The 15,860-nt window shown below is 31.6% G+C and carries 12 protein-coding genes and 1 pseudogene; 8 read left to right on the top strand and 5 right to left on the bottom strand.

Going from position 1 to position 15,860, the window contains the following annotated elements:
• The first annotated feature begins 166 nt into the window (after nt 1–166).
• Complete coding sequence (locus FLACHUCJ7_RS09300) at nt 167–1,561, top strand: glycosyl hydrolase family 8 (RefSeq protein ID WP_180908699.1); 1,395 nt, start codon at nt 167–169, stop codon at nt 1,559–1,561.
• A gap of 62 nt (nt 1,562–1,623) precedes the next feature.
• Here the strand turns inward: FLACHUCJ7_RS09300 and FLACHUCJ7_RS09295 are convergent, their stop codons facing one another.
• On the bottom strand, nt 1,624–2,268 hold the full coding sequence (locus FLACHUCJ7_RS09295; protein WP_078226748.1) for a hypothetical protein: 645 nt from the start codon (nt 2,266–2,268) through the stop codon (nt 1,624–1,626).
• A gap of 163 nt (nt 2,269–2,431) precedes the next feature.
• Between FLACHUCJ7_RS09295 and FLACHUCJ7_RS09290 the strand changes: the two genes are divergently transcribed.
• Nucleotides 2,432–4,951 (top strand): T9SS type A sorting domain-containing protein, encoded by a 2,520-nt coding sequence (locus FLACHUCJ7_RS09290; RefSeq protein WP_180908698.1) that lies wholly within the window; start codon nt 2,432–2,434, stop codon nt 4,949–4,951.
• Nucleotides 4,952–5,045: 94 nt separating this feature from the next.
• Here the strand turns inward: FLACHUCJ7_RS09290 and FLACHUCJ7_RS09285 are convergent.
• Nucleotides 5,046–5,240 (bottom strand): annotated as a pseudogene (locus FLACHUCJ7_RS09285) (S1 RNA-binding domain-containing protein); the annotation flags it as partial.
• A gap of 115 nt (nt 5,241–5,355) precedes the next feature.
• Here FLACHUCJ7_RS09285 and FLACHUCJ7_RS09280 point away from each other — a divergent pair.
• The 3 genes from FLACHUCJ7_RS09280 (at nt 5,356) to FLACHUCJ7_RS09270 (ending at nt 7,661) form a co-directional block, all read left to right on the top strand.
• Complete coding sequence (locus tag FLACHUCJ7_RS09280) at nt 5,356–5,622, top strand: DUF2089 family protein (RefSeq protein WP_078226746.1); 267 nt, start codon at nt 5,356–5,358, stop codon at nt 5,620–5,622.
• 2 nt (nt 5,623–5,624) lie between these two features.
• Nucleotides 5,625–6,212 carry a YIP1 family protein gene (locus tag FLACHUCJ7_RS09275; protein WP_180908697.1) on the top strand — a complete coding sequence of 196 codons (588 nt, stop codon included), beginning with the start codon at nt 5,625–5,627 and terminating at the stop codon, nt 6,210–6,212.
• 105 nt (nt 6,213–6,317) lie between these two features.
• Nucleotides 6,318–7,661, top strand: a complete 1,344-nt coding sequence (locus FLACHUCJ7_RS09270) for an alpha/beta hydrolase family protein (RefSeq protein WP_180908696.1) — start codon at nt 6,318–6,320, stop codon at nt 7,659–7,661.
• A gap of 37 nt (nt 7,662–7,698) precedes the next feature.
• Here FLACHUCJ7_RS09270 and FLACHUCJ7_RS09265 read toward each other — a convergent pair whose 3' ends face one another.
• Nucleotides 7,699–9,822: a Tex family protein gene (locus FLACHUCJ7_RS09265; protein WP_180908695.1), complete on the bottom strand. Its 2,124-nt coding sequence runs from the start codon at nt 9,820–9,822 to the stop codon at nt 7,699–7,701.
• Between the two features lie 116 nt (nt 9,823–9,938).
• On the opposite strand from FLACHUCJ7_RS09265, the gene FLACHUCJ7_RS09260 reads away from it, so the two are divergent.
• Nucleotides 9,939–10,208: a DUF1294 domain-containing protein gene (locus FLACHUCJ7_RS09260; protein WP_180908694.1), complete on the top strand. Its 270-nt coding sequence runs from the start codon at nt 9,939–9,941 to the stop codon at nt 10,206–10,208.
• Nucleotides 10,209–10,346: 138 nt separating this feature from the next.
• Here the strand turns inward: FLACHUCJ7_RS09260 and rpiB are convergent, their stop codons facing one another.
• On the bottom strand, nt 10,347–10,778 hold the full coding sequence (gene rpiB / locus FLACHUCJ7_RS09255; protein WP_078226741.1) for a ribose 5-phosphate isomerase B: 432 nt from the start codon (nt 10,776–10,778) through the stop codon (nt 10,347–10,349).
• Nucleotides 10,779–11,734: 956 nt separating this feature from the next.
• Between rpiB and FLACHUCJ7_RS09250 the strand changes: the two genes are divergently transcribed.
• Nucleotides 11,735–13,171, top strand: a complete 1,437-nt coding sequence (locus tag FLACHUCJ7_RS09250; protein WP_078226739.1) for a T9SS type A sorting domain-containing protein — start codon at nt 11,735–11,737, stop codon at nt 13,169–13,171.
• 56 nt (nt 13,172–13,227) lie between these two features.
• Here the strand turns inward: FLACHUCJ7_RS09250 and FLACHUCJ7_RS09245 are convergent, their stop codons facing one another.
• Nucleotides 13,228–13,461 carry a putative signal transducing protein gene (locus FLACHUCJ7_RS09245; RefSeq protein WP_180908693.1) on the bottom strand — a complete coding sequence of 78 codons (234 nt, stop codon included), beginning with the start codon at nt 13,459–13,461 and terminating at the stop codon, nt 13,228–13,230.
• A 196-nt stretch (nt 13,462–13,657) separates the two neighbouring features.
• Between FLACHUCJ7_RS09245 and rnr the strand changes: the two genes are divergently transcribed.
• Nucleotides 13,658–15,838 carry a ribonuclease R gene (rnr, locus tag FLACHUCJ7_RS09240; protein ID WP_180908692.1) on the top strand — a complete coding sequence of 727 codons (2,181 nt, stop codon included), beginning with the start codon at nt 13,658–13,660 and terminating at the stop codon, nt 15,836–15,838.
• Nucleotides 15,839–15,860 lie beyond the last annotated feature (22 nt).

Genomic DNA, 15,860 nt, shown 5'->3' with positions numbered 1-15,860 from the left:
CAATACACGCGGTGACACTCGATGGGTTTATTATAAAGCTTACACTCTTTGTATTCGCACTACAATTAAACAAATCAATTAACTAGCAACTTGAATTAATTATGATTTCGGGTTTTTTTATTTATATAAAAAATCTTACTTTTATCGTCCCTAAATTTATATAAATATGAAAAACCTATTTTTATTGGTGAGTTTTTTTCTATGTGTAGAAAATTATTCACAAGCAACAAAACCTTTTCCTGCCAATATTACTTTTAATAATGGCTTAATGGCAACGACAAAAGATAGCCAGGATGCCAAAGCCAATTATGATACCTGGAAATCCAACTTTACGGAGTCCTGTACGAATGGAAGATACAGGGTAAAATTTAATTCCTCAGAAACCGTTTCAGAAGGAATTGCCTATGGAATGCTGCTTAGTGTTTACAAAGGCGATAAAGATCTTTTTGACGGTCTCTGGCTGTACTATAAAGATAATGTTAATGCCAATGGTGTAATGAATTGGAAAATCAATGGATGTTCAGGAATCAATGGTTCCAACGGTGCTACAGATGCCGAATTAGACGCTGCATTTGCATTAATCGTTGCCGATTATCAATGGGGAAGCATCGGAACAATAAATTATAAAAATGATGCTAAAACTTTAATTACTGCCATCAAAACCCATGAAATAGAAGCCAACACTTTTGTGCTAAAACCTGGAGATGCTTTTGGCGGAAGCTCAATTACCAATCCTTCCTATTTTTCTCCTGCTTATTACAGAGCTTTTGGTGTTTTTACGAATGATACCACTTTTTGGAATGCTGTTGCTTCCAAAGCTTATACTATAATCAATAATAATTTAACTGTAAACAATGCTGTTGGCGGTTTAGTATCTGACTGGTGTACGGCATCAGGCGCTTACTCATCTGAAGCTAACGGATATGCTAATCAAGGTAAATTGTATACTTATGATGCATGCAGAACGCCTTGGAGAATTGCTGTTGATTATTTATGGTATGGAACTCCGGATGCTAAAACGTATTCTAAAAAATCCTCAGATTTTGTTAGAATAACTCTTGGTGGAACGGCAAATATCAAAGATGGTTACAATCAAAATGGAACGCTAATTGGACAATGGCACAACGCTCCTTTTGTGGGTGCTTTTGCTTGTGCAGCAATGGCTGGAGAAAATCAAGGCCATTTAGATGCTTCTTATGCTGATTTAAAAAGTACAAACGAGCCAGGCAACTACTTTAATCACACAATGAAAACATTGTATTCGTTTTTATTAACCGGTAATTTTTATTTGCCTCCGAGCGCAACTTTATCCAATAATGATTTTGATATTGAAGAATCTACAGTTTCGCTTTACCCAAATCCGAGTGCAGATAAATTTACTGTTCTGGCGCCTGAAAATTCATTGATTACAGTTTTCACTCCGCAGGGAAACCTTATTTCAGAACAAAAAACAACTTCTGAAAATACTGATATTAATTTAGCTAACCAATCCTCTGGTTTGTATCTGATAAAAATTACAAACGGTGCTAAAAGTATCACCAAAAAAGTCATCATAAAATAACTTATAAACTAAAAACTCCCAAACTACATTGTAATTTGGGAGTTTTTTTATTGTTAAGATTCTTACTTACACTTATTTCTTTCAAAAATACGAATCAGCTGCTCTAATGCTGTTTTAGTTTTAAAATCTTCTTTTTCAATAGCAGCAATGAGTTTTGGACATCCTGCAAACGCCTCTTTAGACATTTTTTTGATATTTGAACCGGTTTCCGTATGAACAGCGATGCCGGCATTTGATTTTAAAAACCCAAAATACAATTCATCGCTTTTTTTCTTACCAAAAAAATAGGTAGTATCTCCTGACTGACCTGAAGTTTTACCTTTTACAGCATTATATTGCATCGTTCCTGCAAAATCAACACATCCAATTTTGATATCTCTGTCATAGAGAATATAAAACCATTTTTTCTCTTTTGATTTAGAAAACTTTCCGGAAAATGCACCTGCAGAGGTTAAATAGAATCTTTCGGCTAAAAACTCATTCTCACCATCTGTATATTCTATTTTTTTGATAACATCACTTGCAATTTTTTCCTTTTTTGCTTTTTCATCTGTTTTGAAAATTACTTTAGAATCGCCATTTTCGACCATTTCGGCCAAACCTGCTTTTTTAGTTCCGTCTTCCATATACAAAACTGCCTGAATAAATTTAGCGTGACCAATAGTCGAGAACAAAACTGCGATTACAATTAAGATAATTTTTTTCATGATTTGGGGATTTAATGATTTCTTACAAATATATAGTATTGGGAAGAATATTTTTTAAAAAGAAAACTCCAAAAACTGTGATTGTAATTTGACGTTTTTATTTAATAATCTAGTTTAAAAAATTTGCAGGGAAATCTTTATATATTTGATGAAATTTATATTTATGAAAAAAACTTTACTCTTTTTAATTTTATTTTTACAGTTTTTAATAGCTTTTTCACAAAATATTGGAGACATAACATTGCCATTGGGTATAAGTCCAGGTTTTAATGCAACCGGTACTGTTTATAAAAGTATTATTCAATCTGATGGGAAAATACTTGTTGGGGGCTACTTTTCAACTTATTTAGGCCTTAAACAAAATTTTTTGATTCGTTTAAACTCAGACGGAAGTAAAGATGAATCATTTGAAATAGGAACCGGACCTAATAATTCGATTTTAACTATAGCTCTTCAAAACGATGGAAAAATAATTATCGGTGGTGCGTTTACTTCTTATCAGGGATTTGAATGCAATCGTTTAGCTCGTTTGAATACGGACGGAAGTAAAGATAATTCTTTTGATGTTGGAACTGGATTTGATAATATTGTAAGATCTGTAGTTATTCAGACAGATGGTAAAATTCTTGTCGGAGGTAATTTTAATTCTTACCAGGATAAAAGTCAGAGAAAAATAATTCGGTTAAATAGTGATGGAACCAATGATGACACATTTAATATTGAAACAGGATTTAATGGTAACGTTAATTCAATTATTTTGCAAAATGATAGTAAAATAATTGTGGGAGGAAGCTTTACTCAATATAAAAATTTAACTTCAAATAGTCTTATTCGGTTAAATGATAATGGAAATTATGATACTTCTTTTGTTACAGGAACAGGATTTAACGGGAGTGTTCAATCCATAGCAATACAGACAGATGGAAAAATAGTTGTTGGTGGAAGTTTTACCGTCTATCAAAGAAATACCTACAATCGTTTAATCCGTCTGGATACTAAGGGAAATGTTTCTAGTGGCAGCTTTAATAACGCTTCTGGATTTGATGGTACTGTATATACGGTAGCCATTCAAAATGATGGAAAAATATTGGCTGGGGGAGATTTTTCAAAAAAAATTCGTCGTTTTAATACTAACTTAACTATTGACAATTCTTTTAATATTGGTGAAGGCTTTTCTTCTGAGAAACTTCCTAATATTGTTTATGGATGTACCGTATATTCGATTACACTCAAAGCCAATGAAAATATTCTTGTAAGTGGTCTTTATACCAGCTATAATGCATTTACTCAAAATAGTTTTACTTGTCTGAATCCAGATGGTAATCGAAATACAGATTTTGGAATAAAGATAGGATTCAATGATAACATATATGCTATAACCAAACAGGATGATGGAAAAATTCTTGTAGGAGGAGAATTTACATCCTATAATGGAATTGCTCAAAAATATTTAATTCGATTAAATCCTGATGGTACTAAAGATGAATCTTTTAATATTGGTACCGGATTTGACAATAGTGTTAACACAATAGTACTACAAACGGATGGAAAAATTCTTGTAACAGGGAAGTTTACTGAATATCAGGGAATAGAAGGTTTTTGGTATATCATTCGTTTAAATTCAGATGGTAGTATTGATAATTCCTTTAAGTATTCATCTAAATTGGGTATTATTAATAGTGTAGTATTACAGCCTGATGGAAAAATAATTTTTGGAAGAGGTTTTGAACAAAATTCTTCAGATTTTTATTTGGTTCGTTTAAATACAGACGGTTCTCGCGATACTTCTTTTAAAACAAAATTTGATGTATATCTCTACACAATTGGCATCAAATCTATCGTTTTACAACCAGACGGAAAAATACTTGCCGGCGGAGACTTTTACGCCTTTAATGGAAAAAACCAAAAGTATTTAATTCGTTTAAACAGCGATGGTACCAAAGATGATTCCTTTAATATAGGAACCGGATTTGATAGTCAGATTTTATCTTTAGTTTTGCAAAATGACGGAAAAATAATTGTGGGAGGTGAGTTTACAAATTATCAGGGAGTCTCTCAAAGAAATTTAATTCGTTTAAATAGCGATGGTAGCAAAGATAATTCTTTCGATATTGGAACAGGATTTAGCTATGATGCCAGTACTACACCAAGTGGAGTTATTACTACATCAATAAAACCCAATGGAAAAATTCTTGTAGGAGGTACTTTTAATTCTTATCAGCAAAACAATCAAAATAATCTTATTTGCTTAAATTCTGATGGGTCCAAAGATGATTCCTTTGATATTGGAACAGGGTTAAATTACGCTGTCAATGCTATACTTCAGCAAGATAATGGAGAACTTCTGGTAGGGGGCAATTTTACTACTTATAAAAAAGATCATAGATCTGCTCATTTAATTGGCATAAAAGGAAATGAAGTTACCTTATCTAACGAAGATTTCATTCAAGAAAACAAACAATTTTCTTTATCGCCAAATCCAACCAAGAGTATATTAAACATAAACTCCTTAAACGAAACAAATAATTATTCTGTAAAAATTTATAATTTAATAGGAAGGTTAATTTATACCAACGAAAATGTAAATTCATCAATAGATGTAAGTTCATTTACTCCTGGTTTGTATTTGATTAAAATTAAAACAGAAACCAGAGAAACTTCTCAAAAATTCATAAAATTATAATTTCCACATTTTATAAAAACAAAACTCCCAAACTACATTGTAATTTGGGAGTTTTTTTTATGTGAAAATTTTAAGAATTTTAAAATTGGAATTTCTATAATATCATCGTCAGCTGAATCCTCTTTCTATCCTCATCAACCTCAGTAACTTTAACATCAACATGCTGGTGAAGTTTAACCACCTCATTTACATCACTAACAAAACCTACTTTCAATTGCGAAATATGAACCAGTCCGCTTTCTTTTATTCCGATATCTACAAAACAGCCAAAATTGGTAATGTTCTTCACATTTCATGGTTTAAATCTTTATCTGTTTTTTTAATTATACTTCATTTTTAAAAAAAAATGATATAATATCAAAAATATTTTTAACTTTGTTAAAAATATATTTAACTTTGTTAAAATGAAACTACCTGTTAATTGCCCAAGTTGCGAAAATGCTTTACGAGTAAGCATGATGAAATGCGATCAGTGTCAAACCGAAGTAAGTGGTACTTATGATTTGCCACTGTATTTAAAATTAAGCAGAGAGGATCAAGATTTTATTCTGGAATTTTTTCTTTCAAGTGGAAGTATCAAAGAAATGGCTAAACAAGCAGGAAACTCTTATCCTACTATGCGGAATAAAATGGATGACCTCATTGAAAAAATTAAAAAATTAAAATCATAACCATGAATTGGAAATTTCTATTAAATCCGTTTTCAAAATTTTCAGAAAAACAATTGTTTATTACTGGTGTTTTGTATTTCATTATCAACTTCTTTACTTGCTTTTTTACAAAAATCCAAATGGATAGCCTCTTTCATTTTACTGAAAATGAAAACCTAAGCCTAACCTCTGCCTTTTTGTTGGTTACTATTAGCAACGTTTCTGCCATCATTTTTCTTTTTTTATTGGCACTAATAATTAATAAAAAAACACGATTTATTGATATTGCAAATACCGTTTTAATTTCGCAAGCACCTAACTTTCTTGTCTTACTATGTATAAAAATTATTAGCATGAATAGTTTGGCTAAAAATCTAAAAACAAATGCCGAAGCAGTAAATACTTTAAAAATAAATCCCCTAGAGTTAGTACCATTCGTATTTTGCATGTTGATACTACTTGCCATTATTATTTACGGTTTTGTTTTGATTTATAACGGTTTTAAAACTGCTACTAACTTTAAAAAATGGCAGCACATTGCCTTATTTGCAGTATTATTATTCGTTTTTATACTTTTTCATCAGGTTTATATTCAAAATTTGAATCTTTGATATAACCTTTAAAATCAAAATTCTATTCTTATTAACATCCCTTTCAAATTTAAATAATTTGTAAAAGGCTAACAATCTATTGTCTAAAATAAAAAATTGAAAACCATGAAAACAAAAATTTTAACCCTAATGCTATTAAGCATTCAATTTATTTTCGCGCAAGAAATAACAGGCTCTTGGCAAGGCGAATTAGACGTTCAAGGAATGAAACTTCCATTGATTATTCATATCAAAAAAGATGGTAATAAACTCATTTCAAGTCTAGAAAGTCCAAAACAAGGCGCTACTAATATTCCAATTTCTACGATAAGCTTTATTGAAAATCAACTCTTATTTGATGCTGCTTCTCTAGGTCTTAGCTATTCAGGAAAATATAGTAATGAAACAATTGATGGTGTTTTTAAACAAGGTGGTATGGAGATGCCTTTGATTTTTACAAAACTAAAGGATGGTGAAACTGTAAAGAAAATAAATAGGCCTCAAACTCCTAAAGCACCTTTTAATTATGTTACCGAAGAGATAAGTTTTGTAAACCCAACTGATAAAAATACGTTGGCAGGAACAATCTCTGAACCGAAAAATTTTGATAAAAAAAGACCCATTTTAGTCATGATAACAGGTTCTGGTAGGCAAAATCGTGATGAAGAGCTTTTTGGGCACAAACCTTTTGCTGTTATTGCTGATGATTTTGCCAAAAAGGGAATTGCAACTCTTAGAATGGATGACCGCGGGGTAGGTGGCTCCTCACAAGCTAGCAAAAGTGAAACGACCTATAATTATGCTACCGATATTAGTGCTGCTGTAGACTTCTTGATAAAAAAAGGGTATCAAAACATTGGATTAATAGGACATAGCGAAGGCGGAATGATTGCTCCAATAGTAGCATCATTGAATAAAAAGGTATCTTTTATGATTTTAATGGCTGGTCCTGGAATACCTATCGATGAATTGTTAGCTAAACAAATTTATTTATCATCGAAATTAACAGGTATGAATGAAGAAAATTTGCAAAAAGAACTACAATCAAACCAAAAAACATTTGCCTTTATAAAAAATTACGCTGGAAATGATTACGAAAAAGATTTAAAAAATTTTCTAACCAAAGATGGGGAAGAAATAAACGAAGAGAATATGAAACAGTTAAAAAATACTTGGTTTAGATACTTTATTAGTTTTAATCCTGATAATTATGTTTCACAAATAAAAATACCTGTGCTAGCAATCAACGGAAGTTTAGATTTTCAAGTTCCCGCAAAAGATAACTTAGCCGCAATTGAAAAATTATTAAAAAAAGCCAAAAATAAAAATTTTGAAACTTATGAATTCGAAGGAATGAATCACCTGTTTCAAGAATGTAAAACTGGTGCACTCGCTGAATATGCCGAAATAGAACAAACTATCTCTCCTAAAGTACTTGATAAAATGAGTACTTGGATTTTAGACAAATAGAATAAAAAGCCCCTAAAAAAATCGGGGCTTTAGTCTTTTATAGTATCATCGTCAACTGAATCCTCTTTCTATCCTCATCAACCTCAGTAACTTTCACATCAACATGCTGATGTAATTTTACAACCTCATTTACATCACTCACAAAACCGGCTTTCAATTGCGAAATATGGACCAGTCCGCTTTCTTTTATTCCGATATCTACAAAACAGCCAAAATTGGTAATGTTGTTCACAATTCCCGGCAAGATCATTCCGGTTTTTAAATCTTTAATTGATTTTACGTTTGCATCAAATTCAAAAACCTTAGCTGACTTTCTTGGATCTAATCCGGGCTTTTCAAGCTCTTTTATGATGTCTTTTAAAGTTAGTAAACCAATTTCTGGTGTAATGTAGTTTTCGGCCTTAATAAGCGCTGTTTTATCTTTGTTGGCAATTAAATCGTTTACCGAAAGTTTCAAATCTTTTGCCATTTTCTCTACAACAGGATACGCTTCAGGATGCACTGCCGAATTGTCCAATGGATTTTTTGCATTCGAAATTCTGATAAATGCTGCACCTTGCTGATACGCCTTATCTCCTAAACGAGGCACTTTTTTTAGCTGTTTTCTGTCTTCAAAAGGCCCGTTTTCAGAACGGTATTGTACAATGTTTTCAGCAAGCTTCTCTCCTATTCCACTCACATAACTTAGCAAATGTTTACTGGCAGTGTTGATATTGATTCCAACTGAATTCACACATCTTATTACTGTATTATCAAGCTCTTCTTTTAATTTCGTCTGGTCCACATCATGCTGGTACTGCCCTACTCCAATTGCTTTTGGGTCGATTTTTACCAACTCTGCCAAAGGATCTGAAAGTCGTCTTCCGATAGAAACAGAACCACGAACCGTAACATCATAATTAGGAAATTCTTCTCTCGCAATTTTTGATGCTGAGTAAACCGAAGCCCCAGCTTCTGAAACTATAAAAACCTGCAGTGGTTTGTCAAACGCGATTTTTTTGATAAAGAACTCTGTTTCTCTCGAAGCCGTTCCATTTCCAATAGAAATTGCATCAATCTGATAGGCATTTACCATAGAACGGATTTTTTTGATCGCCATTGCTTCCTCATTTTGAGGCGCGTGCGGATAAATGGTTTCGTTATACAATAAATCTCCTTTCTCGTCCAGACAAACTACTTTACAACCGCTTCTGAATCCTGGGTCAATCGCCAAAATTCTTTTTTCTCCCAACGGCGGAGCCAATAACAACTGACCTAAATTGTTAGCAAAAACCTGAATAGAATTTGCATCTGCCTTTGCTTTTGCTTCCTGCAAAGTTTCATTTCCAATAGCCGGATTCAATAAACGTTTGTAACTATCTTCAATTGCCAGTTGTAAATGAGCCGTAGTACTATTTTGTTTTTTAATGATGATTTCATCAATAATATCGTAGGCTTCATCCAGATCAACATCAATTTTCATCTTTACAAAACCTTCATTTTCTGCACGAAGCATAGCTAATAAACGGTGTGAAGGAGCTTTTGTCAAAGGCTCTTCCCAATCAAAATACTGACTGAATTTTTGTGCGCCCTCTTCCTCTGCTTTCTTTTTAACGACTTTAGTAGCAATGGTTGCTTTTCGCTGAAACAATCTTCGCAGCTGCTTACGTACATAAATATTTTCATTGATCCATTCGGCTACAATATCTCTCGCGCCTTGCATCGCAGCTTCTTCATTAATTACATTTTCATTAATATATTGCGTTGAAATAAAATCAACATCGACATTACTTTCTGAGATAATGATTTTTGCCAAAGGTTCCAAACCGAATTCGCGGGCCACATCGGCTTTTGTTTTTTTCTTCTTTTTGTACGGAAGGTAAAAATCTTCTATCTCCTGCAAATCAAAACTATCTTCAATCTTTTTCTTTAATTCCGGCGTAAGGGCCTTTTGTTCTTCGATAGATTTTAAAACCGCTTCTTTACGTTTTATAAGTGTTTCGTATTCTTTTTGAAGCTTTGCAATCTGTTCAATTACAACTTCATCCAGATTTCCGGTTGTATCTTTTCGGTAACGGGAAATAAACGGAATCGTGCAATCTTCTTCTAATAATTGAACGGTTTTTTGAATGTTAATTGCTGCTGTCTGAACAGATTTCGCAATGAATTGAATATTAGTCATACTTTTAATGAAATATATTTCTTAATTACAAAATGATAGAATCTGCCAATTAAACTTTTTGGATGATTTATCATTCACTTGGCTAAAATAATATCTTTGTTTTTAATTTTAAGCCTATGAAAGTTTTATTACTGTATTTTTTAATTATAAATTTTACTGTCTTTATTATAGCAGGATATGACAAATATCAAGCACAGAAAAATAAACGCAGAATTCCTGAAAATACACTTTTTTCACTGGCTTTTTTTGGAGGTTCTATTGGTTTATTATTAGCAATGTTATTGTTCAGACATAAAACGAGTAAATCATCCTTTATCGTGAAGTTTTGCGGAATTTTGGGTATACAGATTACTCTTATAATTGTCTTCTTAAATTACAAAAAGTAGATATTAACAATGTTAATATCTAAAAAAGAACTTTATAATTACTGATATACAATGTTTTAAATAAAAACGCCGGACAAATTTAAAAATCCGCCCGGTGTTTCTTTCAATAGGTGCGAAGCACCGAATTTTTTTGACTTTTTATGAACAGGCAATTTTATTTACCCTATTTTGATGTCTTCCTCCTTCAAATTCAGTATTCAAAAAAGTTTCAACCATTTCTACTGCTTGTGGAATTGATGTAAAACGCGCCGGAATGCTGATAATGTTAGCATCATTATGCAAACGGACTAAAACGGCAATTTCTTTACTCCAGCATAAACCGGCTCTTACTTTTGGATGTTTGTTCACTGTCATGGCTATTCCGTTTCCGCTTCCGCAGATAACGATTCCAAAATCAGCTTTTCCTTCAGATACATCAGTCGCAACCGGATGACCAAAATCAGGATAATCTACAGAATCCTCAGAATCTGTTCCGTAATTGGTTACTTCATATCCTTTTGCTTTAAGCATAGCTACAATTGCTTTTTTATACTCCGGTCCTGCGTGATCGTTTCCTATCGAAATTTTCATTTTAAATACTATTAAGTTGTGTCCTGCAAATTTAACCAAAGAATCCAGAAGTAATTCTATTTGAAAAAGAAAAGTTAGCTGCGATTACATAAATTTCAACTATTATTACATCCAGAAATTTCAGATTGTATTTTTCATCAGTGATTAAAATAGACTTTCTCTTATAACTTTGCATCATATTACAAATACTCATTTTAAGTTAAAATATACTATAAATATAAATCACTTTATATCAAAACATTATCGGTTATTAACAATTTTAACTTTGGTGTAAGTATTTCATAATCAGTAAGAAATAAATAAAATATTTGTTAAAATTTTGTGATGTTAATATGAGTTTGTAATTCGTTGATATTCAGTTAACTTTAAATTAACAGAAAATGTTAATAAGTTCAGATAGAAAATTAGAAGTTTTTTTTGGATGTTTAAAAAAAATACGTAATCCAAAACTGAAATTTAAAATGCAAGAAAAGTTTCATGAATTTTTAGAAAAGTTATCAATATCAAAATTGCCATTTTCAACAATAATCCACATATCAACTTATTTACAAAATGAATTAAAATTTGGTTGTGAACCGTTGTTAATTAAAATACAAAAAGTCTTATAAATTAATCATTTAACAAAATATAAGTATGTTGATAACTCTATATAACTAAGAGTAACTTCATTTCAATACTTTTAAAAATAAAATTATTGCACATATTAACACACTATAATAACCATCAAAAATTAATTAAATTTAAAATTTTCTTTTTGTTGTATTTAATATATGTTGACAACTTTGAAATTTAAAAGAGAAAAAAAAATTTTGAATTGAAATTTAGTTTGATTCAGACAATTTTGATATTATTTAAAAATTGGTGAATTTTTTTTAAACTGATCAATGTTTGCTTTTCCGTGATTGCTTATTATAATTTTTATATTTACAGCTAAATTTTTTAAATCAATATCTTTTATGAAAAAAACTTTACTCTTAATTTTATTTCCTTTATTCAGTTTTAGCCAAGCTCAAATTGGTAACGACATATACGGAGATGCAGAAAATAATCAATTTGGTAGCAGCGTTGCTATTTCAGCAGATGGAACCATTATAGCAAGCGGTGGTATAGGTTTTAATACAGTAAGAGTATATAAAAATGTAGATGGTAGTTGGATACAGCTTGGTGCAGATCTTAAAAGCAGCTGGTTATCAGGTACTAGTATTTCACTTTCTAGTGATGGCACTATTATAGCAGTTGGTAACCCGGAAAATTCAAATAATGGAAATAATGCAGGAAGTGTTGATGTATATAAAAATGTAAGTGGTACCTGGACGACAATAGGAAATTTGTATGGTTTAACAGCGGGAGATTTTTTTGGAACTAGTGTTTCAATTTCTTCCGATGGTTCAATTTTAGGTATTGGCGCTTATAATAAAAATGGAAGCGCAGTAAAATCAGGACAAGTAACTGTTTTTCAAAATATTTCAGGCAGCTGGACACAAATAGGAAATGCAATTAACGGTAAATTAGCCTCAGATCGATTTGGAAAAAAGCTTAAAATATCGGCTGATGGTTCTATTTTAGCAGTTGGTGCTCCTGAAAGTGATGGTAATGGGGAAGATTCAGGACAGGTAAGAGTATTTCAGAATATTTCAGGCAGTTGGATACAAATAGGAAATGATATTAATGGAGAAGGTGCCGGTGATTTGAGTGGTAATAATTTAGCACTATCTTCAGATGGAACTATTCTAGCAATTGGAGCTCCCAGAAATGATGGTAATGGATCAGATTCAGGTCACGTTAGGGTTTATTTTAATAATGCAGGTACCTGGAAACAAATAGGAAGTGATATCAATGGAGAAGAATATAGGGATTATAGTGGTCAAGATGTTTCTCTTTCTTCTGATGGAAAAATTTTAGCTGTTGGTGCCATTTATAATTATGGAAAAGCCGGAAAAAATACCGGACATGTTAGAACCTATCAAAATGTAGCAGGCGTCTGGAAAAAGTTTGGAGCTGATATTGATGGAACAGCTGTAGATGATAATAGTGGAGGAAGTGTTGCTCTTTCTTCAAATGGCAAAGTTTTAGTAATAGGAGCTGTAGCTAATGCACTAAAAGGTCCCTATACAGGTCAGGTTAGGGTGTTTAGTTTAACAGGTATGTTAAGTACAGATAAATTTGTTATGGATAACTTTAGTATATATCCTAATCCAGCATCAGAAGTAGTAAATATTAACTTAAGTGAAATTTTAACCTTAGAAAAAGTAAATATTTATAACACTTTAGGTCAATTGGTAAAAACAGAAAAAAGTAATGCTGTTTCAGTAAGTTCTTTATCAAACGGAACTTATTACTTTGAAATTATTACCGATAAAGGAAAAGGAACTAAGACTGTTTTAGTAAAATAGAAATAAATAAAAGTTTGAAAGCTGCCATAATGGTAGCTTTTTTTGTTTAAATAATTTTAAACGATTTTAAGAGGACTATTAAGATTATCCAGAATCTGCTGAACTTCTTCGAAATCTTCAGGATGAACTTTGAGTTTGATTCCACCCAATGCGCTAGTATACATTGGAACAACCGACAAAGTCATTTCGTTTTCAAAAAAATATGGAATTCCTTGCTGCTCTAATAAGTGTTTAAGAATGACCGTTTCATAGTCATAATTGAATATAGCAATAGTTTTAAAGCTTTCCATAAAGGTCTTTTTATAAAGATACGAAATAAGCATTATTAAAATCTGGTATAAGCGTTAATTAAATATATCAACTAAAAATGACCTTTAAATAAAATTAAATAACTACCTACTAAAGTTATAATTTTAATAATTCTAATTCTTAAAATCTGTTATCTGGTATCTTATTTGTAATTTTAAACTTTATAAGAAAAGATATATGAGTAAGAAAATTAGAAAACCGATAAAAAATGAGAAAGATTTCTCAGGAAAAATACTGAAGATTTTATCGAAAAGCCCTAATAAAGCATTTAATTACAAACAAATAGCTGCAAAGCTTGAACTTGATGATACAAAAAGCAGAAACCAGATCATAAAAGACTTAAAAATAATGGCTGGTTCCAAAAAAATTATTGAATCTGAGCCTGGGAACTATTTGGTGAAAGCGGAGAGTCAGGATTATTACGAAGGAACAATAGATATGACAAGCCGTAAAACAGCTTATTTTATTTGTGAAGATTTTACCGAAGATGTTTTTATTCCGACCAATAATCTGAATCGCGCATTAGACAAAGACAAAGTTAAAGTTTACGTTTACAACCGAAGAAAAGGAAAAAGACCCGAAGGTGAAGTAATTGAAGTTGTTGAAAGAAACAAAACAGAATTCGTTGGAGTAATTGATATTCAGCCCAATTTTGCTTTTGTATCAACGGCAAATCCAAAAATGTATACCGATATTTTTATTCCTAAAGATAAAATAGGAGAAGCAGAAAATGGTGATGTTGTTTTAGTGAATATTGAAGATTGGCCAAAAAGAGCCGATAGTCCTTTTGGATCTGTAATTAAAGTTTTAGGAAAACCTGGAGAACATAATACAGAAATTCATGCGATTTTAGCAGAATATGGTTTACCATCTGATTTTCCGGTAGAAGTAGAGGTTTATGCACAAAAAATAGACACTTCAATTCAGGAATCTGAGATTGCAAAACGTCGTGACATGCGTGACACGCTTACGTTTACGATTGATCCCAAAGATGCCAAAGATTTTGATGATGCCTTGTCTTTCAAAAAGTTAGAAAACGGAAATTACGAAATTGGAGTTCATATTGCTGATGTTTCGTATTATTTAGAAGAAGGAACAATTTTGGATGATGAAGCTTATCAAAGAGCAACTTCGGTATATTTGGTAGATAGAGTAGTGCCAATGCTTCCTGAAGTTTTGTCTAATTTTGCCTGTTCACTTCGTCCAAATGAAGAGAAATATACGTTCTCTGCAGTATTCGAAGTTTCTCCAACAGCGCAGGTTATCAATCAATGGTTTGGCAGAACGGTAATTTATTCTGATCAGCGTTTTGCTTATGAAGAAGCACAATATATTATTGAAACAAAAGACAAGACAATTCCAATTGATATTTCGATTACAGGAGAATCGTATGTTGTTCCGGATGAAATTGTTGAAGCAACTTTAAAATTAGATGAATTAGCTAAGATTTTAAGAAAGAAAAGAATGCAGAATGGCGCAATTTCTTTTGACAAAGTAGAAGTAAAATTCAATCTTGATGCTCAAGGAGAACCAGAAGGTGTTTATTTTAAAGTTTCTAAAGATGCCAATCACTTGATTGAAGAGTTCATGCTTTTAGCCAACAGAAAAGTGGCGGAATATATTGGAAAACAAAAGAAAACATTTATTTATAGAATCCACGACGAACCAAACGAAGACAAATTAATTGCGATGGCAGGTGTAATTGCTAAATTTGGTTATAAAATTGATTTTCGTAACAAAGGGGATATTTCGAAGTCTTTGAATGCATTGATGGAAGAAGTTAACGGTAAAAAAGAGCAAAATCTTATTGATACCCTTGCTATTAGAAGTATGAGTAAAGCCAAATATTCGACAGATAATATTGGTCATTATGGTTTGGCTTTTGATTATTACAGTCATTTTACTTCGCCAATTCGTAGATATCCTGACGTTATGGTACATCGATTATTACAGTTTTATCTTGATGCAGGAAAATCTGTAGATGAAGAAATTTACGAAACAAAATGTCTGCATTGTTCGAATATGGAAAGTTTAGCGACTAATGCTGAAAGAGACAGTATCAAATATATGCAGGTGAAATACATGCAGGATCATCAGGACGAAGAATTTTTGGGCGTTATTTCAGGAGTTACAGAATGGGGAATTTATGTTGAAATTATTTCAAATAAATGTGAAGGTATGGTAAGAATCAGAGAAATAAAAGATGATTATTATACTTTTGATGAAAAGCAATATGCCTTGGTTGGAGCAACTTCAAACAGTATATTGCAATTAGGAGATGAAATTTACGTTAAAGTAAAAAATGCAGATTTAGTTAAAAAACAATTAGATTTTCATTTTTTACGAAGAGCTGAATAGTTGTTAAATTTAAAAATTTATA

It is taken from the genome of Flavobacterium salmonis (genome assembly GCF_903819435.1).
Taxonomy (GTDB): Bacteria; Bacteroidota; Bacteroidia; order Flavobacteriales; family Flavobacteriaceae; genus Flavobacterium; species Flavobacterium chungangense.
This window is presented reverse-complemented; position numbering and strand designations above follow the sequence as displayed.

Excerpts from the sequence above, each read along its gene's own strand:
- FLACHUCJ7_RS09300 (WP_180908699.1), top strand. The coding sequence starts at position 167 with ATGAAAAACCTATTTTTATTGGTGAGTTTTTTTCTATGTGTAGAAAAT.
- FLACHUCJ7_RS09295 (WP_078226748.1), bottom strand. The coding sequence starts at position 2,268 with ATGAAAAAAATTATCTTAATTGTAATCGCAGTTTTGTTCTCGACTATT.
- FLACHUCJ7_RS09290 (WP_180908698.1), top strand. The coding sequence starts at position 2,432 with ATGAAAAAAACTTTACTCTTTTTAATTTTATTTTTACAGTTTTTAATA.
- FLACHUCJ7_RS09280 (WP_078226746.1), top strand. The coding sequence starts at position 5,356 with ATGAAACTACCTGTTAATTGCCCAAGTTGCGAAAATGCTTTACGAGTA.
- FLACHUCJ7_RS09275 (WP_180908697.1), top strand. The coding sequence starts at position 5,625 with ATGAATTGGAAATTTCTATTAAATCCGTTTTCAAAATTTTCAGAAAAA.
- FLACHUCJ7_RS09270 (WP_180908696.1), top strand. The coding sequence starts at position 6,318 with ATGAAAACAAAAATTTTAACCCTAATGCTATTAAGCATTCAATTTATT.
- FLACHUCJ7_RS09265 (WP_180908695.1), bottom strand. The coding sequence starts at position 9,822 with ATGACTAATATTCAATTCATTGCGAAATCTGTTCAGACAGCAGCAATT.
- FLACHUCJ7_RS09260 (WP_180908694.1), top strand. The coding sequence starts at position 9,939 with ATGAAAGTTTTATTACTGTATTTTTTAATTATAAATTTTACTGTCTTT.
- rpiB (WP_078226741.1), bottom strand. The coding sequence starts at position 10,778 with ATGAAAATTTCGATAGGAAACGATCACGCAGGACCGGAGTATAAAAAA.
- FLACHUCJ7_RS09250 (WP_078226739.1), top strand. The coding sequence starts at position 11,735 with ATGAAAAAAACTTTACTCTTAATTTTATTTCCTTTATTCAGTTTTAGC.
- FLACHUCJ7_RS09245 (WP_180908693.1), bottom strand. The coding sequence starts at position 13,461 with ATGGAAAGCTTTAAAACTATTGCTATATTCAATTATGACTATGAAACG.
- rnr (WP_180908692.1), top strand. The coding sequence starts at position 13,658 with ATGAGTAAGAAAATTAGAAAACCGATAAAAAATGAGAAAGATTTCTCA.